At 48.1% G+C, this 21422-nt stretch carries 20 protein-coding genes; 14 read left to right on the forward strand and 6 right to left on the reverse strand.

Translation table 11 applies throughout. The features are described from left to right. Window positions 1-63 precede the first annotated feature (63 nt). Both P4S53_RS16305 and P4S53_RS16310 read left to right on the forward strand, forming a co-directional pair. Complete coding sequence (locus P4S53_RS16305; RefSeq protein WP_337113487.1) at window positions 64-2253, forward strand: TonB-dependent receptor; 2190 nt, start codon at window positions 64-66, stop codon at window positions 2251-2253. 249 nt (window positions 2254-2502) lie between these two features. Then, complete coding sequence (locus P4S53_RS16310; RefSeq protein ID WP_337113488.1) at window positions 2503-3297, forward strand: hypothetical protein; 795 nt, start codon at window positions 2503-2505, stop codon at window positions 3295-3297. Between the two features lie 111 nt (window positions 3298-3408). On the opposite strand, the gene P4S53_RS16315 is transcribed toward P4S53_RS16310, so the two are convergent. Continuing rightward, on the reverse strand, window positions 3409-4848 hold the full coding sequence (locus tag P4S53_RS16315) for a glyceraldehyde-3-phosphate dehydrogenase (RefSeq protein WP_337113489.1): 1440 nt from the start codon (window positions 4846-4848) through the stop codon (window positions 3409-3411). A gap of 212 nt (window positions 4849-5060) precedes the next feature. Beyond that, window positions 5061-5432: a hypothetical protein gene (locus P4S53_RS16320; protein ID WP_337113490.1), complete on the reverse strand. Its 372-nt coding sequence runs from the start codon at window positions 5430-5432 to the stop codon at window positions 5061-5063. Window positions 5433-5459: 27 nt separating this feature from the next. On the opposite strand from P4S53_RS16320, the gene P4S53_RS16325 reads away from it, so the two are divergent. From P4S53_RS16325 to P4S53_RS16355, 7 genes are all read left to right on the forward strand, one after another. After that, window positions 5460-7055, forward strand: coding sequence for an ABC-F family ATPase (locus P4S53_RS16325; protein ID WP_161458692.1), 1596 nt, complete (start codon window positions 5460-5462; stop codon window positions 7053-7055). 102 nt (window positions 7056-7157) lie between these two features. After that, window positions 7158-7607 carry a YaiI/YqxD family protein gene (locus P4S53_RS16330; protein ID WP_120510775.1) on the forward strand — a complete coding sequence of 150 codons (450 nt, stop codon included), beginning with the start codon at window positions 7158-7160 and terminating at the stop codon, window positions 7605-7607. 288 nt (window positions 7608-7895) lie between these two features. Next, window positions 7896-8441 (forward strand): GNAT family N-acetyltransferase, encoded by a 546-nt coding sequence (locus P4S53_RS16335; RefSeq protein WP_337113492.1) that lies wholly within the window; start codon window positions 7896-7898, stop codon window positions 8439-8441. 100 nt (window positions 8442-8541) lie between these two features. Further along, window positions 8542-8922, forward strand: a complete 381-nt coding sequence (locus P4S53_RS16340) for an STAS/SEC14 domain-containing protein (RefSeq protein WP_337113493.1) — start codon at window positions 8542-8544, stop codon at window positions 8920-8922. 56 nt (window positions 8923-8978) lie between these two features. After that, a complete protein-coding gene (locus P4S53_RS16345) occupies window positions 8979-9602 on the forward strand; it encodes an HAD family hydrolase (RefSeq protein WP_337114514.1) in 624 nt (207 codons plus the stop codon). Window positions 9603-9657: 55 nt separating this feature from the next. Beyond that, window positions 9658-10350: an N-acetyltransferase gene (locus P4S53_RS16350; protein ID WP_337113494.1), complete on the forward strand. Its 693-nt coding sequence runs from the start codon at window positions 9658-9660 to the stop codon at window positions 10348-10350. Between the two features lie 261 nt (window positions 10351-10611). Beyond that, on the forward strand, window positions 10612-10989 hold the full coding sequence (locus P4S53_RS16355) for a TonB-dependent receptor (RefSeq protein WP_337113495.1): 378 nt from the start codon (window positions 10612-10614) through the stop codon (window positions 10987-10989). A gap of 42 nt (window positions 10990-11031) precedes the next feature. On the opposite strand, the gene P4S53_RS16360 is transcribed toward P4S53_RS16355, so the two are convergent. Together P4S53_RS16360 and P4S53_RS16365 are read right to left on the reverse strand one after the other, a co-directional pair. Continuing rightward, complete coding sequence (locus P4S53_RS16360; protein ID WP_337113496.1) at window positions 11032-12171, reverse strand: ParB/Srx family N-terminal domain-containing protein; 1140 nt, start codon at window positions 12169-12171, stop codon at window positions 11032-11034. 169 nt (window positions 12172-12340) lie between these two features. Beyond that, a complete protein-coding gene (locus P4S53_RS16365) occupies window positions 12341-12700 on the reverse strand; it encodes a glutaredoxin family protein (RefSeq protein ID WP_337113497.1) in 360 nt (119 codons plus the stop codon). Window positions 12701-12991: 291 nt separating this feature from the next. On the opposite strand from P4S53_RS16365, the gene P4S53_RS16370 reads away from it, so the two are divergent. From P4S53_RS16370 to P4S53_RS16390, 5 genes are all read left to right on the forward strand, one after another. Beyond that, window positions 12992-13345 (forward strand): DUF3802 family protein, encoded by a 354-nt coding sequence (locus P4S53_RS16370; RefSeq protein ID WP_337113498.1) that lies wholly within the window; start codon window positions 12992-12994, stop codon window positions 13343-13345. Between the two features lie 245 nt (window positions 13346-13590). After that, window positions 13591-15639 (forward strand): methyl-accepting chemotaxis protein, encoded by a 2049-nt coding sequence (locus P4S53_RS16375; protein WP_337113499.1) that lies wholly within the window; start codon window positions 13591-13593, stop codon window positions 15637-15639. 80 nt (window positions 15640-15719) lie between these two features. Beyond that, window positions 15720-16448, forward strand: a complete 729-nt coding sequence (locus P4S53_RS16380) for a tRNA-uridine aminocarboxypropyltransferase (protein WP_337113500.1) — start codon at window positions 15720-15722, stop codon at window positions 16446-16448. Window positions 16449-16590: 142 nt separating this feature from the next. Beyond that, window positions 16591-17505: an N-acetylglucosamine kinase gene (nagK, locus tag P4S53_RS16385; protein ID WP_337113501.1), complete on the forward strand. Its 915-nt coding sequence runs from the start codon at window positions 16591-16593 to the stop codon at window positions 17503-17505. A gap of 105 nt (window positions 17506-17610) precedes the next feature. Continuing rightward, the gene (locus tag P4S53_RS16390) at window positions 17611-18873 is read left to right on the forward strand and encodes a DEAD/DEAH box helicase (protein WP_337113502.1); all 1263 of its coding nucleotides are present in this window, start codon (window positions 17611-17613) and stop codon (window positions 18871-18873) included. A 72-nt stretch (window positions 18874-18945) separates the two neighbouring features. Here P4S53_RS16390 and P4S53_RS16395 read toward each other — a convergent pair. After that, window positions 18946-20180, reverse strand: a protein-coding gene (locus P4S53_RS16395) for an IS3 family transposase (protein WP_337111999.1) whose coding sequence is annotated in 2 segments (ribosomal slippage) — window positions 18946-19835 and window positions 19835-20180 — 1236 coding nt in all. Because the reading frame shifts where the segments join, the coding sequence is not laid out codon by codon here. 98 nt (window positions 20181-20278) lie between these two features. After that, complete coding sequence (locus P4S53_RS16400) at window positions 20279-21355, reverse strand: ketoacyl-ACP synthase III (RefSeq protein ID WP_337113503.1); 1077 nt, start codon at window positions 21353-21355, stop codon at window positions 20279-20281. Window positions 21356-21422: the final 67 nt, after the last annotated feature.

Raw genomic sequence — 21422 nt, forward strand, 5'->3', positions numbered from 1 at the left:
GGCAAATGAGTATGATTATCAAACTCTGTATTGATAGTTAACTTAAAACAAGAAGTGGTAATCATGTCCGTGAAAAAAGGGATGTTTCAATTGACGACAGTGGCAGCTGCAGTGGCCGCCACTACTTTTGTCTCCAGCGCAGCTTTCGCTCAAGAATATAAGACAACGGAAGAAAAGATGGTGGTGGTCTCCAGCCGCACGCCGAAAGCAATCAGTGATATTCCGGGTACGGTCTGGTACATCGACAATGCTCAAATCGAGCAAGAATACCGTGGTGGTAAAACATTAGGAGAGATTCTGGCAGACTCAATCCCGTCGCTGGATGTGAGTAGCGGTGCCCGTACAAACTATGGTCAAAACCTGCGTGGCCGCGCCATGCTGGTGATGATTGACGGTGTATCCCTTCAGTCTTCTCGCCCAATCAGCCGTCATCTTGATTCCATCGACCCGTTTAACATTGAACGTATTGAAGTGCTGTCAGGTGCCACTTCTATCTACGGTGCAGGGGCAACCGGTGGTGTGATTAACATCATCACCAAAAAAGCGGAAAGTGAAGAGCTTCAGTTTGAAAGCTATGTCAGTACAACATCTGGCTTCAACAGCAGCGATGATTTTGATTATAAGCTGGCGCAATCTATTTCAGGTGGTACTGAGCGTGTGAAAACGCGTGCTGCTGCGGTGTATACCAAGACGCAGGGGTTTTACGATGCAAATGGTGACATTGTCACGCCAGACATTTCACAAGGCTCTTTGCAGTATAACGAAACGATTGATACTCAGATTCACTCAACCATTGCTTTGACTAATACACAGTCACTGGACTTACTGGCGCAGTACTATGACAGCCAGCAGGATTCACCCTATGGTCTGTACATAGTGAACAATCAATTTGTTGATGTTCGCAAAGGGTTTGAATCGGATCGTCAGCATGGTACCGAGCGTATTTTGCTGAATGCGGCATACAGCAACAGCGACTTCCTGAGTCATCAACTGATTGCCGAGCTGTCATATCGAACAGAAGACCAGACATATACGCCGTACTATCAAGCATCCTCCCAGCAAAAAACAGATGTATTGTCTTTACAATTGGCGCTGGCAAAGCAGTTCGGAAATCTGAATCTGGTTTATGGTCTGGACGGCTATATTGATTCATTTGACAGCAATCAGGCGCTGTTTGATCCGACTGTTGCAAATAATTCAGGTAACCTGGTGAACGAGACCTATGCGAAAGTGGGTCGATATCCAGGTGTCGATGTCAGCTCTATTGCTGCCTTTATCCAGGCGGGTTACGACATTACCGATCAGTGGTCTGTTCAGGGTGGTTATCGTTTCCAATATATCGATAACGAAATCGATGATTTTGTCGCTTACAGTGTCCAAAAGAACATTGCTGCCGGAAAAGGTGTCTCTGCTGACGCTGTACCGGGTGGTTCGACGGACTACAACATCGGTCTGTTTAACTTAGGGACCATCTACAAGTTTTCTCCGGAAACTCAAGTCTGGGCAAACTTCTCACAAGGCTTCGACTTAGCGGATCCTGCGAAATTTTACGGCCAGGGGACATATTCGGCCGTTGATGCCAATGGTCATTACGCATTGAACGATAGCATCAATGTGAATGATTCTAAAATGTCTGGGATTAAAACCAACAGTTATGAGCTTGGTTTCCGTACTGAGCTAGCTGACGTCAGCGTTCAGACGGCCGCTTATTATTCACAATCTGATAAATCAGTCAGCTACAATAAAAACACGCTGCTGATTGAGAGTGTTGATGACAAGAAGCGTGTTTACGGTGCTGAAGCGCTGTTGACTTATTGGGCAACTGACAATATTCAGGTCGGCACTTCAGGTCATTACGTTGTCTCAGAGCTGGAAGATGACGGTCAATGGAAAGATGTTTCTGCCGGTGAAGCAAGTATTTCTAAAGCCGACGCATGGATTGGCTGGTATGACGCTGATTTAGCTGTGAAGCTTCATTCTCAGACTCTGTTTGATTATGAAGATGAAACGAAGAATGCGAAACAGCCAGAGAATAACAAGATTGATGGCTATACGCTGTTTGATTTGGTTGGTACCTATCAGTTACCCGTCGGCAGCTTAGGCTTTGGTATCAATAACTTGTTCGATGAAGACTATACGACGCTTTGGGGACAACGTGCGCAAATTCTGTATTCTGCGCACTACGATGCGGCTGCATATGACTACCGTGGCCGTGGTCGCACTTACACCCTGAACTACCAAGTGAAGTTCTGATTCATTCAAAACACAATTATCCTGCCTTTAAACCGCCCTCTAATCCGGGCGGTTTTTTTTATTTCTTTATCAGAACATCATCTATCTATTCGCGATTTCAAATGTTTGCTGTTTGTTTAACTGCGGGTTACTGATGTGATGCGCATCAACTCTGAATGAATCCTATTGAATACATCTCGAAAAGTCGTCGCTTCAAAAAAGTGCTTGTATTGATCACCCTTGTTTATCAAGAAAAAGGTGAATGTGATAATGAAAGGAAAAGTAATGAGAAAATCAACAGTATCTTTATTATTGTTAGCGGCAATGGGATTAACGGGTTGTGGTGGTGATTCATCCAGTTCCAGTCAGACAACTCAGCAAGACTCTCTAGGCTCCACAGTGACCACAGAGGTGAATGATGCGCTTTTTACGCCGGAACCCATGAGTATTCAGGTCGATCTGGCCAGTCAGTTGCCAGCGACCATACCTGATGATCAGCTATTTGAGGTAGCGGTTAATTTTGATTTAAACAATTCAGGCAATATCGATGAAGGCGACATTCAGGTCCGAATGAAGCGTATTGGGACGGGTTGGACAGATACAACCTCCAACCTGTATTACATTTTTGTTCAGGACGGCGGACATACTGTTGTGTTTGATGAATCTCCGAACTTTAAGTCTGAAAGCGGAAGAATTACAAGTTTGGGTGTTAAATCTGTTGGCACAATAACGCAGACGGATAATGCAGGTAAAACAGCCCTTCGTTTTGATTTAATTAAAAATCCTCAGCGTAGCCTGAGCGGTGATCTCAATGGTTCAGACGCCGTCTACAGTGCATTTGAATTGGCATTGTCGCAAATCAGTGCGTCGACACCTGTGAATGCGAGTGTGGGTTTAGCCGACCAAAGTACGACACCCGCAACATCTGTGAGTTTTGACCAAGTACCAGATGGCGGGGCTTACTTCCAGGGCAGTAATACAAGTATCGAAGATAATCTGTCTGATTATACAGGCGTGAGCGGCGAAGCGGATATTGAAAAAGTCTCTGTTGGTTTTGCGGAATAATTGTTACTGACGCTTCTGATTCCGGTACCGCGAAAATAAAAATGCCGCCTGTGTGAGTTAGACCAGGCGGCGAATGTTCAGCAAGAGAATATAGTTATTATTGTGTAGGGTTTATTTCAGTGCAGGGAAGGTCTGATAGCGAACGCCCATCATCTGTTCCATACAGTGAACGACCTGGCAGCTGTAGCCAAATTCGTTGTCATACCAGATATACAGTACGCAGCGTTTGTCTTGTGCGATAGTCGCCGCACCATCGACAACACCTGCATGGCGAGAGCCAACGATGTCGCTGGAGACGATTTCAGTCGATTGAGTGTAATCAATCTGACCAGACAAAGCCGAATTCAAGGCGACGTTTCTCAGGTAGGTGTTCAGTTCTTCCGCAGAGACATCCGTACCCAGATTCAGGTTTGCCACCGCCATGGACACATTCGGAGTCGGGACACGAATCGCGTTACCTGTCAGTTTACCCGCCAGCGCAGGCAGTGCTTTGGCAACCGCTTTCGCAGCACCGGTCGAGGTCAGAACCATGTTCAGTGATGCAGAGCGTCCACGGCGTTCGCCGGAATGGAAGTTGTCAATCAGGTTCTGATCGTTGGTGTAAGAGTGAACAGTTTCAATGTGTCCGTTCAGTACACCGTACTTATCGTGAACAGCTTTCAGTACTGGTGTGATGGCGTTGGTGGTACAGCTTGCCGCCGAGATAATGGTATCTTCGCTCAGAATGTCTGTTTCATTCACACCAAATACGATGTTCTTGATTTCACCTTTACCCGGCGCGGTCAGCAACACTTTCGCTGCACCAGGGCACTTCAGGTGCTGGCTCAGGCCGTCAGCGTCACGCCAGATACCAGTGTTGTCGACGACCAGCGCATTGTTGATACCGTAAGTGGTGTAATCAACATCTGCCGGGCTGTTCGCATAAATAACCTGAATGTAGTTACCGTTCACAATGATGGCTTTGCGCTCTTCATCAACAGTAATGCTGCCGTTGAACTGGCCGTGTACTGAGTCACGACGCAGCAGGCTGGCACGCTTTTCCAGATCGCCATGCTTGCCACCGCGAACCACAATCGCTTTCAGGCGCAGCGGGTAACCCGGGCCGCTTTTTTCAATCAGCAGACGAGCCAGCAGGCGGCCGATGCGTCCGAAACCATAAAGGACAACATCACGTGATTGCAGCGTTTGCGTGCTGCTCAGCGAGTCAGCCAGCGCCGTTGCCAGGAAGTCATCCAGATTGCTCTCATCGTTGTGATCTTTCCAGTAGGCATGTGCCAGCTGACCGATATCGATACGGCAAGGCGACAGGTCCATGTCGTTCAGCTTTTCGACCAAGGGCAGGGTCAGGGAAGGAGAAATATCAGTGCCGGTATAACGGCGACCAACACGGTGGGCTTTAATCAGGTCGATAACAGAGGCATTGACTACCTGACGACCGAACAACAGCACTTCGACGCCTTTTTGTCGATATAGCTGGCCAAGAATTGGTGAGATGGATTCAGCATTAGTTTGACTTGTTTGCCAGTCTAGGAGGTAATTTTCCGGACTCATCTTTACTTAGGACCTTTCACATATAGGGAAGAAAAACAGGCATTTATCCTGTGAACTGTTATCGTTTTTATGGGCAGGGATTATAACGGTGAGCAGGTTATTATCCTAGTAAAATTAATCACTTGTATTTGTGATCCAGATCTTTTGTAACTTGTGATCTTGGTCGTTTGGTCAGAGTGATATGCTGGAATAAGTGTGAGGTGAAAAATAACTTATTTTTTGAGAAATAATAGGATGATTGTAATAAAACAAGAAAAAATAGCTATCAGGGAACAACTCCTCGATAAAGTTGGTATTTTTACAAAAAAATCGGAAGAGGCCGCTAAAACGGTGTCAAGCCCTGCAGAAATCGCTGTCATCAGCGTGCTGGTAAGTTTTCTCTCAGTATCCGGTGATATTTTAGTCAGTAAACTGCATTGCAATGGGTAACGCTCAGGCAGAATGCCACGTTTGCCGTCTCTGAGCACTGTCGGACACTTTTGTTCAGTGAACAGACAAAGCGTGATAAAACTCACGTCATCTGTTAATATACCCGCCAATTTCCGATGAAAAGCTGCCAATGCTATCAGGGCAGCTTTTTTCATGTCTGATTATTGTTGTAGGAACCTATTTTGATCACAACAGCGAACATCACCATGCAGTTTGGCGATAAGCCTCTGTTTGAAAACATCTCCGTTAAATTCGGCGAAGGAAACCGTTACGGCCTGATCGGCGCTAATGGTTGCGGTAAGTCGACGTTCATGAAAATCCTGAGTGGGGAACTGGAGCCTTCTGCTGGTGTGGTCAGTAAAGATCCTAACGAGCGTATGGCGAAGTTAGGTCAGGATCAGTTTGCTTTTGAAGAGTTCACTGTTGTTGACACCGTGATTATGGGCCACAAAGAATTGTGGGAAATCAAAGCAGAACGCGACCGTATCTACTCGCTGCCGGAAATGTCTGAAGAAGACGGGATGCGTGTTGCCGATCTGGAAACCGACTTTGCTGAAATGGACGGTTATTCTGCTGAAGCCCGCGCCGGTGAATTGCTGCTCGGTCTGGGGATTCCTGAGCACCTGCACTTCGGCCTGATGAGCGAGGTGGCACCGGGTCTGAAAGTACGGGTACTGCTGGCTCAGGTCCTGTTTGCCGATCCTGAAATCATGCTGCTGGACGAACCGACGAACAACCTGGATATCAATACGATCCGCTGGTTAGAGCAGGTGCTGATGCAGCGTAACTGCACGATGATCATTATTTCGCACGACCGCCACTTCCTGAACACTGTTTGTACTCATATGGCGGATCTGGACTACGGTGCACTGCGCCTGTTCCCGGGTAATTATGATGAATATATGGTGGCAGCGACGCAAGCCCGTGAACGCCTGCTGGCTGATAATGCGAAGAAGAAAGCGCAAATTGCTGAACTGAATACCTTCGTCAGCCGTTTCTCTGCTAACGCCTCGAAAGCGAAACAGGCCACTTCTCGCCAGAAGCAGATTGATAAAATTCAGCTGGATGAAGTGAAAGCCTCCAGCCGTCAAAACCCGTTCATCCGCTTCGAACAGGAAAAAGAGCTGTTCCGTAACGCACTGGAAGTGGAAGGCCTGAAGCAGGGTTATGGTGAAAACATCCTGATCAATGGCGTGAACCTGATGGTAGAAGTCGGTGAGCGTATTGCCATCATTGGTGAAAATGGTATCGGTAAGTCGACCTTCCTCAATACGCTGGCAGGCGCGATGACGCCGATGAGCGGTATGATTAAGTGGTCTGAGAATGCCAATATCGGCTTCTACGCTCAGGATCATTCCGCGGATTTCGACACCGACATGAATCTGCTGGACTGGATGGGCCAGTGGAAGAATGAAGGCGATGACGAGCAGGTTGTTCGCGGTATTCTGGGCCGTATGCTGTTCTCGCAAAATGACATCAAGAAATCAGTTCGTGTGATTTCCGGTGGTGAGCAAGGCCGTATGCTGTTCGGTAAACTGATCATGCAAAAGCCAAACATCCTGTTAATGGATGAGCCAACCAACCACATGGATATGGAGTCTATTGAGTCTCTGAACCTGGCGCTGGAAAACTACAAAGGGACATTGATGTTTGTCTCTCACGACCGTCAGTTTGTCTCCTCGGTGGCTACCCGTATTATTGAAATCACCAAAGACGGTGTAAATGACTTCCACGGTACTTATGACGAGTACCTGCACAAGCAAGGCATTGAGTGCTAATTCGGTACTTTTAAAGACAGCCGCCTTTTCGGGCGGCTTTTTTTATGCAAAATAGGAAGCGAATTGGCCAATGCGCCCTGAACCAGAGTTAAGGAAACCATCATGAATATCTGGGTTGATGCTGATGCTTGCCCGAATGTGATCAAAGAAATCATTTTTCGTGCCGCTCATCGGGTAGGTGTATGCACGACATTGGTTGCGAATCATGCCATCCGTGTTCCGCCGTCACCGCATATCCGGGCGGTGCAAGTGATGGCTGGCTTTGATGTCGCTGATAATCATATCGTTCAGCAGCTTGAGCCAGGTGATTTGGTGATTACTGCCGATATCCCGCTTGCGGACGAGGTCATTACCAAAGGCGGTCATGCGCTCAATCCACGTGGCGAAATGTACAGCAAAGATACGATTAAACAGCGCCTGCAAATGCGGGATTTTATGGAAACCATGCGCAGCAGCGGTATCCAAACCGGTGGCCCAGCACCTATCAGTCAGGCTGACAGGCAGCAATTTGCCAATAAACTGGATGTTTTCCTCGCAAAAGCCCGCCGATAAGCAACGCCATACAGGCTCCTGTTATGCTGATTGGGGCCTGCCATTTATCTTTCTTTTCTTCTACGGCATGACTTTAATTTTTTGCTCTTTATGCCAGGCTTGCTCTGCGTGCCTGCTTTTCATGCCTACTCTTTATGTTTGATCTCTGTGCCTGATGTCTTTACTGGCGGGACAAGGATAAAAATCATGCGCTCAGACTCTTATTTCTAATAAACAACTTGTTTCATCTGCATTGTGATGAATAAAATTCATGCCGATGAGTTGGATATAAAGAATAAGGAATGAGCTGTGCTGGAACTGACCACCCAAAGATGCGTACTACGCCCACTGACCCTGAGTGATGCCGGGGTTTTGTTTGATATTTTCTCTGATCCGGACGTGATGAAATATTGGGATAGCTGCCCATGGCAATCCATCGAAGAGGCAAATGATTATATTCAGGCATCAAAACCGTCACTGGATGAGCCGGAAAAGCTGGTATTGGGGATTTATGAACAGCCCGGACAGCGATTGTTAGGCAAGTGTATGCTTTTTAATATTGATCAATATTCGCGCAGAGCTGAATTGGGTTTTGGTATTGCCAAAGCTCACTGGGGCAGAGGTATTGTCCATGAAGTCGCCTTTGCCCTGATTCAGTTTGCTTTTCAGGAAATGCAACTCAACAGGATCGAGGCAGAAATTGACCCGGATAACATAGGCTCGGCAAAAGTATTGGCGAAACTGGGTTTCTCACAGGAAGGGTATTTGCCTGAAAGGTGGATTGTTGACGGTAAAATGTCAGATTCAGCGATTTATGGTCTGCTTGCCAGCCAGTGGAGTCAAAGCGGCCAGTAAGAATGCTTATTGCTGACTGACGCTACAGATTATTCGTGTAAAGGCTTTTTTGAGCAATACTTACAAGGTATACGTTGCACACTGGCACGTTGGAGGCGATATGTTTAATGTTGAAAAAGTGGGTAATGACAGGCTCGACATTGAAATGAGCGGTAAGCTGGATTCAGAGGAGATGAGATCGGCGCTGGATGAACTGCTTGATAAATCATCAGATATTCAGAATGGCAAAATGCTGTTTGATATCGTGGAATACCATCTGCCGTCCATGGGGGCGATTGGTGTTGAATTGTCACGCTTTCCGTCAATGATGAGGTTTATCCGTAAATTTGACCGCGCTGCTGTGTTATCCGATACAAACTGGGTCAAGAAAGTCAGCGAAGCGGAAGGTTTCCTGATTCCAGGCTTGAATATCAAATCCTTTAACCGCGATCAGCGTGATCAAGCCGAGGCGTGGCTGGAAGGGTTCGGTACTGACTCGTGAGAGTCTGTGAAGCCGGATACCAACTGCAGGAACAAATTAATCTTATGTATCATGTAATGTTTGATGTAGACGATACGTTAATTCAGTCCAGTCAATTTGATGAAAATTGTTTTGTTAGGGCGGTGAAGTTGGTAACTGGTCTGGATCTCTATCAAAGCTGGAGTGATTATCCGCATGCTACCGACAGAGGGATCCTTCGCACTTTTATTGAAATTCAGGCGCCGGATGAAGAACTTGCTGATCTTGAGAGACGGGTCAAAGCGGTTTTTATTCAGAATATCAGGGAGCGTTTGCGCCATCGTCCTGCACTAGAGGTCAGCGGAGCCAAAGCATTCTTTCACCGTTTACTGGCTGATGAGCGTTTTATTGTGTCTCTGGCAACCGGTGGCTGGCGGGAAACAGCAAGAATGAAGCTGATCTCTGCGGGCTTTCAGATTGAAGATGTCAGTATGGCGTCATCAAACGATCATTATTCCCGCGCTCGCATTATGGAGCTCGCCCGGGAAAGAGCGGGCGATACGGATTTACAACTGACCTATTTCGGTGATGCCGAGTGGGACGTTCGAGCATGTCAGGAGCTGGGTGTAAATCTGGTGATCGTCGGAAATAAAGTCAGTCACTGTCAGACGATTCATGACTATCACAGTGACGAGGCGCTTCACTACATTATTCATCAGTAGGGCGTCACACGAATATCAAGCTGCCTGCATTGGGCCGGCACAACAGGGAAGCGACATGGATAACAAGGAAATTATGGCTTTATACAATCAGTTTGAGCGTATTGGGCAGACAGTGCCCGGCTATGAAAAACAAGTGAATGGGTCGGTTGTCAGATTCGTCTCACCCGAGTGTCAGGGCAGCTATATTACGTATTTCCATTTGGATGAAGTACAGGTCATTTCGGCAATCCAAAAGGAAATTCACTTCTTTTCAGAACAGAAGAAATCTTTTGAGTGGAAAATCTATTCCACTGATTCACCCGCGAATATAGGCAAACATCTGATTGAACAAGGTTTTACCCGGGAGGGTTCTGAGTCCTTTATGGTGCTGGAACTGGATAGTATTCAAGGTACTTTGCCTGTGACTGCAGACATAACAGAAGTTGATGATCTGGATGGTATTCGTGAAGCCATGTCTGTGCAGGAAAAAGTATGGGGTACAGATCATACAAGTCATGCCTTACATTTACATCAGATAAAGCAGGCTTCCCCCGAGGATGTCGCTGTCTATGTTATCTATGATAATCATATTCCCGTTTCGTCGGCCTGGATTTTATACAGTGCCGACAGCCCGTTTGCCGGCATTTGGGGGGAAGCACATTGTCTGAATACCGGTGCAAAGGCTATTACACCGCGTTACTGCACCAGAGGATTAATGATGCCAAACAGCGGGGAGTTCGCTACCTCACCATTGACGCATCTGCCATGAGCCGGCCAATTGTGGAAAAGCATGGCTTTCGGTTTATCGCTGAAACAACACCATACTTTCTCGAGGCCAATGGCTGACAGGCAGTACCTGCCTGTCACCTTGTTTCGGCCTGTTTGCAGCGCTTGATTGCAGACAGGCCGAAAGCCGAAATAAAAAGGCGCAAATTATCCAGCCATCGCCATTGGCTTTATCTATTCTGATCTGAACGGATATCTGACTGCACCTGCTATTCAGCCTGACCTGTACTCGTTAGGAGGTCATATGGATCGGAAATATGTCATCACCAGCTTTATCTACGCTATTCTCGGGCTGTTGTTAGGTATTTACATGGCGGCTTCTCACAACCATGGTCAAATGGTGACGCATGCTCACATCATGCTGGCTGCCTTTGTTGTGTCTTTCATCTATGGTTTGTGCCATCGCCTATGGCTGACAAACGGCTCAAGTGCTTTATCTCAGGTTCAGTTTTATGTCCACCAGGCTGGCATTTTGGTGTTGGTGGTCGGGCTATTTCTATTGTATGGCAATATTGTTGCCCCGGACGTGCTGGACCCGGTTCTGGCATTGGCATCGGTCGCTGTACTGGTGGGCATGATTTTGATGACAGTTTTGTTTATGACTTCAGGTAAAAGTCGATAATCAGGGCGAGGTGCGTTTCGCCCTGATTGCATCGTACTGTCTTTAGTTCTCTGTCTTTTCGGCGTCGACAGCGGGTGTCTCTACTTTTTTAGCGCTTTCTTTTTTCGCTTTTTGCTCTTCAAGAATGCGTTTGGGTGTGGATTCTTCTTTTTCCCGCTGACGATAGGCTAATGCGTAGCTCCAGCTTGAGGTCGGCCGGGTGAGTAATGAATCCAGTGCTTTGGTATTGATTTCATCAAACTGACCCAACTCTTTCGCGGTTTTGCCTGATGAGGCAATATTTTCATCATCTGCTGCCGCCACAATCAGGCTTGCTGCTTCTTTAAGCGCAGCGGCGTACTCATCGGGGTCGTTCAGGTCGTAACTCGACACCTTCATTTTTTTACGCAAATACTGAGCCCAGTAATATTGCATATAAGGAATCGACATCGGACGGATCAGCGGATTCACCGTTTTACCTTTATCAGGATCGCTGTAAGCGATATTGCGCAGGAAAAAGACCAGTGACAGGTACTTGTCATGTTTTAACTGTTTCATACCCAGATATTCGGGTAATTCAGAGGGTTTCATTTTTTCGCCGCGGGTATCGAAAAGCCAGATCTGTCCTGCTTCTTTCATTGCATTCCAGACTTCATCAATATCATCGCCAGCCAGGCTTTGAGTGACTTTCACTTTCACAGGGACACTGGTTCCACCGTTAGGCATATCCCAGAATGTCGTCAGAATATGATGGCCGGAGAGCAGGTAAAGGGTTTTACCATCCGGTGCCAGCAGCACGGTCGGCAGGGCATCCTGGTTGCTACCCAGGGGTTCCTGGCAGGTATAGCTGTCCAGGTCGGTTGGCTTAGACTGCTCATCCCATGTTTTCACACCCTTGCCGCCATTGGTCAGGCAAAGATCATCAAACATTTGGGCCGGGCGTGCTTCATAACGCCCCAGGCTGGCAAACACCCGGTCAAAAGCAAGAACGGATTGTGTCGGTAACAGTGCATCCAGTTTAACCGTCAGCACGTCACCCACTTGAATCGTATTATCCTCGCTGTTTTTTTTGCTGTCATCGCTTTCAGCCTGACTGGATGCTTCTGTGGCTGCTTTTTCTTCCTGATTTGCGAGTGCAGAACCTGTGACAACAGCACCTAATATGGAGGCAAAAACTAAGCAGGCAGTACGATGGAATCGCATGAGAGCTCCTCATTGATAAGGGTAGCAAATTGAGTTTAGCAAATAGCTAAGGTCGCGTTGTATAAGAAATAATACTGAATTCGGGCAGTGGAAGTATCAGAAGGCTGTCAAAAAACTGTCGTATTGAAAAAACCCGACTGGAGTCGGGTTTCTCGGGTGTGTATGAAAATCAGGCAAATCGTTTCTCGAGATATTGAATAATGTCTCCAGATTCATACATCCATTCAACTTGGCCATCTTCTTTTTCAATACGCAGGCACGGTACCTTTCGTTTTCCACCACCGCTGATCAGTTCCTGCTCAAACGCGGGTTTCTTTGCATCCAGAGTCTTCAGCGGAAGGGCCAGTCGTTTGGCACTGCGGCGAACTTTGACGCAGAAAGGGCAGGCATCAAATTGATAAAGTCTCAGCTTTTCTGCAGCCACATTGATTTCGCTTTGCTCAAGGGTAGAGCGTTTCATTGATTTTGGAGTAAATACGGCGTTAAGCAGTAAAATAATCCGGCCAAGGAACCATCGAACAAATTTCATTGGGGTGTCTATCTCTATAGTTCAGATTTTAGTGGCAGGATTGTAACTTAAAAGCCCTCCTGACGTCACCAGTGTTCCAGCGGCAGTATGTACCGGCAGAGAGCGAAAATCTGCCTGTTTAACTGTTCGGAGATAATGACTGGCAGAAGGCATGTGAGTACCTGGCTAAATTAGCTGATTCTTATTGATAAATAAAATAGTTAACCTGAGCACAGTTGGTGTCACAGAGCTTGAAAAACAAATTGGACACTCTATCATTTGCTGTAGTGTTGGGTGGAATAAGCAAAAGATATGGTTGTTGAATCTGATGGTTATCACGCGCTGATCGAGTACTTTACGGAGCACCTGAGTGTGTTTGCCGCAAGTGGTACTGATGCGAGTGAGGAAACCGTAGAAAATGTTGTCACGGATCTGATCGCTACAAACCTGATGGCAGTCTTTGGCCAGAACCCGGATCTTGAACCGGAGTTTCGATTTAAGCTGATGCAGGAAGCTGATGCTGTATTGGACGATATGGCGGAAATGTTAGGCGGCTTATGGCAGAAAAATCCGGGCATTGAGCAAATTACTTTCCTGGAAGATTATATCAGCCTGGTCAAAAATCTGTTTGACAGTGTGATAAGTCAACAAACGTCTCACGCCTGAGCACAATGTCCGGAGAACGGCATCCGGAGAGCAACGCAGAAGCAGCTGAGGCTGCTTTTTTTGTGCCTGACATTGAGCTAACTGTCAGCTTTCGTTACACATTTTTTACCTTTGACATTTTATTGTCATATTTGAGTCGTATGTTATCGGCGAATTAAATGAGAATAAGATCACAATTATTGCCCTGTCATGTGTTGGAACTGGTTTTGCTGGGGCAGAAATTGTGGCATTGACAAAGGTTCACTATGACAAAAAAACGCACTCAACGGACAAGGCTGTCAGTTGTGGTTCTGATACAGTCCGTCTTTCTGCTTCTTGTGGTGATCGGTGGATTACTGTCATTTTTTGGTAATCAAGGGCTTAACCGTGTATCGACTCAGTTTGCCTCGCTGAGTCAGCTGGCTTTACCCGTCGCTACACTCAATGCCGAAATGGTTAAGGGATCACTGGCTTCCGCTCAGAGTCTGACTGAAGTGATCAACAGCGGCACAATGGAAAGCCTGGAAACAGCGCTGAACACGCTGAAAAGTCATGAGCAGCACGTCGAAGATGCTGTGGCAAAATTGCAACAGCTGGCTACTGAACACGGCATTAGCTGGCTTGAAAATGATGTCAGTGCGTTTGAAAGCGATCTCACCACATTTAATCAGCTCGTTTCGTCCATTCAACAAACACAGCAGCAAATTCTGACCAATCAGGCCAAGCTGGAATCTGACAAAGCCACGATGAATTATGCGGTTTCCTCTGTGCGTTCTGAAATGAGCAGGATCAGTATCGGCCTGTACGCAGGTGACGCTGCTGCGATGGGTCATGTCACCAACTTCATTAACCATTCTCAGGAAATGGGCAACAACATGGTGGCGTTGCTGTTTGAGAGCGATCTGCAAAAAGCCGAAGCGTATGCGAAAGACCTGAACCGGACAAACTTGTCAGGCATGCTATACGCATGGAAAGAGTTGAATCGACTTAATCCTGAACTGGCGGAATTCTCAAGTTTATCTGTCCCTTTTGAGATGGTGAAAGGCCTGTTTAGTGAGCAGGGAATGGTCGCGCTCAAGCTTGATACGCTTCGCCTGATCCAGACGCAGGCTGAAAAAGCCGATCAGGCAAAAGTGCAGGTGGAAAAAATCATGCTCAAGCTGGGAGAGATGGAAACGGGTTCGCAGCGTATGATCCATGACAGCGAGCAAGGGGTGTTGGCTGCCAGCGACAATGCCAAAATGATCTTTATTGCGCTGAGTGTCGCCGGTTTGCTGTTGGCACTATTCGCCGGTGCCTGGGTCAGCAAAACGGTTCGCCTCTCTTTGCAACGGCTGGATGAGGTGATCAAGGCAAACAGCATGGGTGATCTGACCGTTATCGCTGACGAAAATGCACCGAAAGAGTTTGCGGAACTGGCCCGTTTGCTGAATCAGTCGAACCGGACGAACAGCCACGCCATGGCGCAACTCAGTGAAAATGGCCATACCTTGACTCAGGCGGCTGAGCGCAGTCAGACCGCTTCGGCGCAGTCTCGCCGTGCACTCAGTCAGCAGAGTGATCAGCTGAGCACAATTGCTGCTGCCATCACTGAGCTGGAAGCTTCGATCAAAGAAATCGCGCAAAGCACCACTGAGTCGGAAACGGAAGCCGAAGCGGCCAATACGCTGGCCAAAGAAGGGGCTGAAATCATTGCGCGCAGCACTGCACGCTTGCAGTCGCTGGATGCTCAGTTTGCGCGCAACGAGACCTGTATGATGTCGCTCGATGCGCATGTCAGCAAAATTACAGAAGTCGTCGAACTGATCAGTTCGATTGCCAATAATACCAATCTCCTGGCCCTGAATGCGGCAATCGAAGCGGCAAGAGCTGGTGAGCAGGGCCGCGGTTTTGCCGTGGTCGCCGATGAAGTCAGAAAACTGGCCAGTGAGACCAACCAGCAAACCGAGTCGATCCGCCGGACGATCGCCGAGTTGCACCGGGCGGCTGAAGACGCCAATGCGGCAATGCAGGAAAGCCGCTGCGAGATGACAGCCTCCATTCATCTGAGTGGCGAGGTTGAATCGGCGATTCAGAGTATTCAGGGGGCTATCGAGCGTATTACCGATAAAGTGATTACGATTTCTGCCGCCACTCAACAGCAGGAAAATGCCTCCATGGAAGTGGGCCGAAGTGTGGAGGAAGTCGCCAGCCAGGCCAGTGTGAACAATCATCAGTTATCAACGCTGGTTGAGGAAGCCAGAACGGTATCTGATATTGCGCGGGAGCAGAGCCAGATGCTGACCCGGTATAAAATTCTGGACCCGACCGCTTAGAAACCGCAGGCACGGACTTGTCACCAGGTCACCAACGCCAGTAGAATGCTGGCGTTTTTTCTTTCCCTGGTAGTCTAGCTATGCGTATCCACGCTGTTCATAATCTGTATGAAATGCGTCTTGCCCGTTCAACACGGCCATTTCTGGCCCGGGGTGGAAAAGTTGAGCGTTGTCAGTTCTGTATGCTCAGAGCACATCTGTGTATCTGCAGTCATAAACCACAGATTGAGTCGGACGCCGCCTTCATGCTGATTATGTATGATGATGAAGTCCTGAAACCCAGTAATACCGGCAGGCTGATTGCCGATCTTTTTACCGATACCTTTGCATTTATCTGGTCTCGTACTGAGCCGGATCCCGCCATGCTTGCGGTGCTGACTGATCCCCAATGGCAACCTTATGTGATTTTCCCGGCGGAGTACGGAACACCAGAGCGTGTTGCCAGCGAGGTTGTGCCTGCGCCTGGCAAACGGCCATTGTTTATTTTGCTTGACGGAAGCTGGTCTGAAGCGAAAAAAATGTTTCGTAAAAGCCCGTATCTGAACGATTTCCCTATGCTGTCAATCACGCCTGAGTCACGTTCGCGTTATCAGGTGCGGGAAGCGACGAAGGACAATCAGCTGGGCACGGCAGAAGTGGCGGCCCGGATCGTGGCCGATTTCGGTGAGCAGGAAAATGCCCGTATCCTGGATCTCTGGTTTGATGTATTCCGAGAAAATTATATGGCCGGAAAGTTAAACCGGTCTTTGCCTGAGGATTCAGCCTTGGCACGCTTAAAACAGGCTGGGCTGTCCGAAGCGCTTGTTTAACTGTGTTTTTCAGCTTTGCATTGCTTACTTCATATAAATGTGCGCTTGCGCTGATGGATGCACCGCTAAATATGGATTGCGTCACAGTCTGTATATGCTGATAAATGGATAATTTTTGCAGCGTAAAATAATGGAGACAACGATGTATTACGGCTTCGATGTGGGAGGCACTAAAATTGAATTTGGTGCGTTCAACGAACAACTTGAGCGTGTGGCCACTGAGCGTGTGCCGACGCCGGGTGATGATTATGAGGCGTTGATTGAGACGCTGGTGGCTCTTATTCAAAAAGCAGATGAACGTTTTGACTGTACCGGAAAAATTGGTATCGGGATCCCCGGTATGGAAGACGCAGAGCACGGCACTGTACTGACATCCAATATCCCGGCTGCAAAAGGCCGTCATCTGCGTCGGGATCTTGAAAACCGTCTTGGCCGTACGGTCAGCATAGATAACGATGCAAATTGCTTTGCATTGTCTGAAGCGTGGGACGAAGCCTTACGTGATGAGCCGTCTGTACTGGGTTTGATCCTGGGCACAGGCTTTGGTGGTGGTTTAGTGTTCAACGGCAAAGTGTTTTCCGGTAAAAACCATGTCGCCGGTGAGCTGGGCCATACGCGTCTGCCCATTGATGCCTGGTTTCACTTGGGCGACAAAGCCCCTTTGTTCCAATGTGGCTGTGACAACAAAGGCTGTATTGATAACTATCTGTCCGGGCGCGGTTTTGAACAGCTTTATGCGCATTATTTTGGCGAGAAAGTCCCGGCCGTTGAGATCATTCAGCAGTACAACCAAGGCGAAGCCAAAGCCGTTGAGCATGTTGAACGTTTTGTTGAGCTGCTGGCTATTTGTCTGGGTAATTTGCTGACCGGTCTGGATCCGCATGTGGTGGTACTGGGCGGTGGTTTGTCCAATTTCGAACTCTTGTATGATGAGTTGCCAAAGCGTTTGCCTAAGCACTTGCTGTCAGTGGCACGCGTACCGAAAATCATCAAAGCGAAACATGGCGATGCGGGCGGTGTCCGTGGCGCGGCATTCCTGAATATAGAAACGGTCTGAACCCTGTTCTGATTCGACTGAAGGCACCCGTAAGGGTGCTTTTTTATTGGTAACTCACGGCAACAGGGGATAGAATCCCTGCTTTTTCGTAATCAGGGCAGCGGTATGGCGTTTTCCAAATTAGGGCTACAGGCTGATATTCTCTCAGCGATCAATACGCAAGGCTTTACAGAACCGACTCCGGTACAGCAACTGGCGATCCCGGCCGTGCTGGCAGGAAAGGATGTGCTGGCTGCGGCGCAGACAGGAACCGGTAAAACCGCTGCTTACGGATTACCGATGCTGGATCGGATGCTCAGTCAAACCGCAAAGAATCAGGAACAGGGGAAGGGCGCACCAGTCAGAGCCTTGATTCTGACGCCGACCAGAGAACTGGCGCAGCAGGTACAGGACAACATGGACGCCTTTTGTTCTGCCTTGCCTCTGAGCTCTGTGGCTGTGTATGGCGGTACCAGCATGACTATGCAGACCAAAGCCCTCAGAGATCGCCCCGAAATCGTCGTTGCCACGCCGGGACGTTTATTGGATCACGCCCATGTCGGTAATATCGATCTCAGTCAGGTTGAATATCTGGTGCTGGATGAAGCCGATCGCATGCTGGATATGGGCTTTCAGGATGAAATCCAGCGTATTTTAAGGCGAATGAAATCGCCGCGGCAAACCTTACTGTTTTCTGCGACCTTCTCGAAAGCGGTCAAGAACCTGGCGTACAAAATGATGCAGGACCCTTCTGTCATTGAAGTCACCCCTGCCAATACCACTGCAGAAACCGTGCAGCAGATTGTCTACCCGGTTGATAAACATCGTAAAGCCGAACTGCTGGCTTACCTGATTGGCTCACGCAACTGGAAACAGGTACTGGTATTTACCAAAACCAAACAGGGATCCGATGCGCTGGTGAATGAATTACAGCTGGATGGCATTAAAGCTGCGTCTATTAATGGTGATAAAAGCCAGGGGGCAAGACAGCGCGCATTAGATGATTTTAAATCCGGAAAAGTGCGGGCCTTGATTGCAACTGACGTGGCAGCCAGAGGGCTGGATATAGAACAACTTTCGTATGTCGTGAACTTCGATATGCCCTTTAAAGCCGAAGATTATGTTCACCGTATCGGACGCACCGGCCGTGCCGGCAGTGAAGGTCTGGCGGTGTCGCTGATGAGTCTGGATGAAGAATGGGCGTTAAAGGCGATTGAAGATCTGCTGGATACGCGTTTGCCGCAGGAATGGCTGGCCGGTTATGAACCTAACCCGAATATTGCGCCGCCTGAACATGCCCCGAAAGGCCGTTCAGCAGATAAGCGCCGTTTGAAAAAACAGCTTAAAGTGCATCAGGGCAGGGGGAAGCGTCAATCATCGAGGCGCTAATATGATCAAGGCGCTAGTATTTGCCAAGCGTTAGCATTTGCCCTGTCTAGTCCTAAAATAGGTTGACGCTTTTTATGTAGCCAGTAGGTATTCCCTACTGGCTTTTTCATGCACTTCACTCGGGGTTCTCATCCCCAAGCTCGTATGCGGTCTCAAGTCGTTATATGTCGATATCGACTCTTTCACTAACACCATAAGCTCTTTTAGGGTATTGCACTGGTAGAGTAGGAACTCACTCTTTAGTATGCCATTAACCCGCTCAGCCAGCGCATTCTGATAACAGTCATAACCATCAGTCATTGAAGGTATCATGCTATTGGCGCTTAACTTTTCCTGGTACTCTGATGAGCAGTATTGTAACCCTCGATCTGAGTGGTGAATTGTTGCTGCATCTGTTTGGCGGTTGGTTATGGTCATATCCAGCGCTTTTACCACGTCGCTAGCCTTCATTTCGTTACTCAATTCATAGCCTAATATTTTCCGGGAGTAAGCGTCTGTAACTAGTGAGAGATAGTGTGTCCCTTCATCTGTTTTGACATAGGTAATATCGCTCACAACCACTTGCTCTACATGATGAACAACTTTATCTTTCAAAAGGTTTGGGTGCTTCCTGAGCCAATGTTTGCTGTTCGTCGTCTTGGTGTAGTTCTTCCTTGGCTTGACCAGCAGGTTCTCGTTTTTTAAGTACTTGAATAACCCATCTCGTCCCAACTTTATTCCTTGTTTCTCTAGCTGGGGCTTAATCAACTGGTATAGCTTACGAGTACCAACCCGAGGCATAAGTTGCCGCCAGTACCTTACCATCTCTTTTACAGGCAAGAGTTCCTCAGCACGCACTTCGAGGCGCTGCTTCCATTGATGCACAGCTTGCCGGGATAAATTGAACTGCCTACATGCAGTTGCGAGCTTTACTTTTCCTTGCTCTTTGGCAAGCCAGAGCGCTCGGCTAAGTACTTTTTTTCCAAGTCTATTCCGTGTTCTTTTTTAAGGATTTCCACCATATCGCTGTAAATCATGTTCTTTAATTCAGCGTCGGCAAGGGCTTTTTCTAGGCGCTTAATCTTCTGTGCTGGCGATTCTTTTGATTTAGGCATAGTAGGGAAGTGTTCAACTGGCTTCGACCAATCTAACTTACCATGCTTTCTTAGCCATACAAGAACAGTGCTTCGTCCCTGAATGCCAAAGTGTGCTTGGGCTTGTTTGTAGGTCATCTCGCCTTTTTCAACCTGAGCAACAACAGCGAGTTTAAAGCCTAATGTGTAATCACGCTGTGTTCGTTTTATCTTTGATTTGCTTGATGAGTTCATTGATAAGTCTCCAATGTGTCAACTTATCTCAGGACGGGACACCCATTGAGACAAAAAAGCCACTTATCGATTAAGTGGCTTTTTCATTCGGGCTGTACTTACTTCACGCCGGTACAGTGATCAATCGCGTTTTGCATAATCTCGCGTGCGGTTTTCTCACAAGGCGGCAGCTCGGCATCTGATGTTGAAACAGGGGTGACCCGTTGTCCCCACTTGATCAGACAGGCGCCCCAGGTCAGGCCGGCACCAAATGCCGCCGACAGTATGGTATTACCTGGTTTGATGAAACCTTCTTCAACGGCCTCACAGAGTGCAATTGGCACAGTCGCAGCTGAAGTATTACCGTAGCGATGAATGTTAACGAACGCTTTATCCAGTGGAATACCTGTATGATCGCACAGGGCTTCAATAATGCGCTTGTTCGCCTGATGGGGAATGACTACATCAATCTCTTCTTTGCTGAGCTGAGCACGTTCCAGAACCGTACTGGCCGCTGACCCCATGCCCCTTACGGCACGCCGGAAAATCTCGCGGCCAACAAAGTTAAAGGTAAAATGACCCGGATCCGGATTGAAGCGATCCATCGAGGTTCCGAAGTCAGGAATCGCCAGCACATCACGGCCTTCAGCATCACAGCCAAGCTGCGCTTCCTGCAGGCCAAGCTTTTCTTCGGTGCGGCTGATGATCACAGCGCCTGCACCATCGCCGAACAATACGGCGGTGTCGCGTTTACTCCAGTCGATCAACCAGGATAAACGCTCTGCGCCAATCACCAGCGCATGACGGTAATTACCGGCCTGAATCAGGCGAGTGGCGGTTTCCAGGCTGTAAATGAAACCGGTACAAGCGGCGTTCAGATCGAAAGCCGCAGCACGTTTGGCACCCAGTTCCAGCGCGACTTTGGACGCAATGTTCGGCATCAGGGTGTCAGGTGAACAGGAAGCGATGATGATTAAGTCCAGATCACTGGCGGTTAACCCGGCAGCTGCCAGCGCACGGGCACCGGCGACTTCTGCCAGCTTTGAGGTGTCAACATGGCTGATGCGGCGTTCCTGAATCCCGGTACGGGACTGGATCCACTCATCATTGGTTTCGACAAACTGGCTGAGTTCATCATTGGTCAGAATAGCTGGCGGCAGGCACTTGCCCCAACCCGTGATTTCGGCGTGGTACATAGCGATTCTCTGTTCTGGTTATCGTTTTCGGCAAATTAATATTGCGAAAATATGAATTTGGTTGCTT

The sequence above is a fragment of the Photobacterium sp. Hal280 genome, assembly GCF_037162255.1.
Classification (GTDB): domain Bacteria; phylum Pseudomonadota; class Gammaproteobacteria; order Enterobacterales; family Vibrionaceae; genus Photobacterium.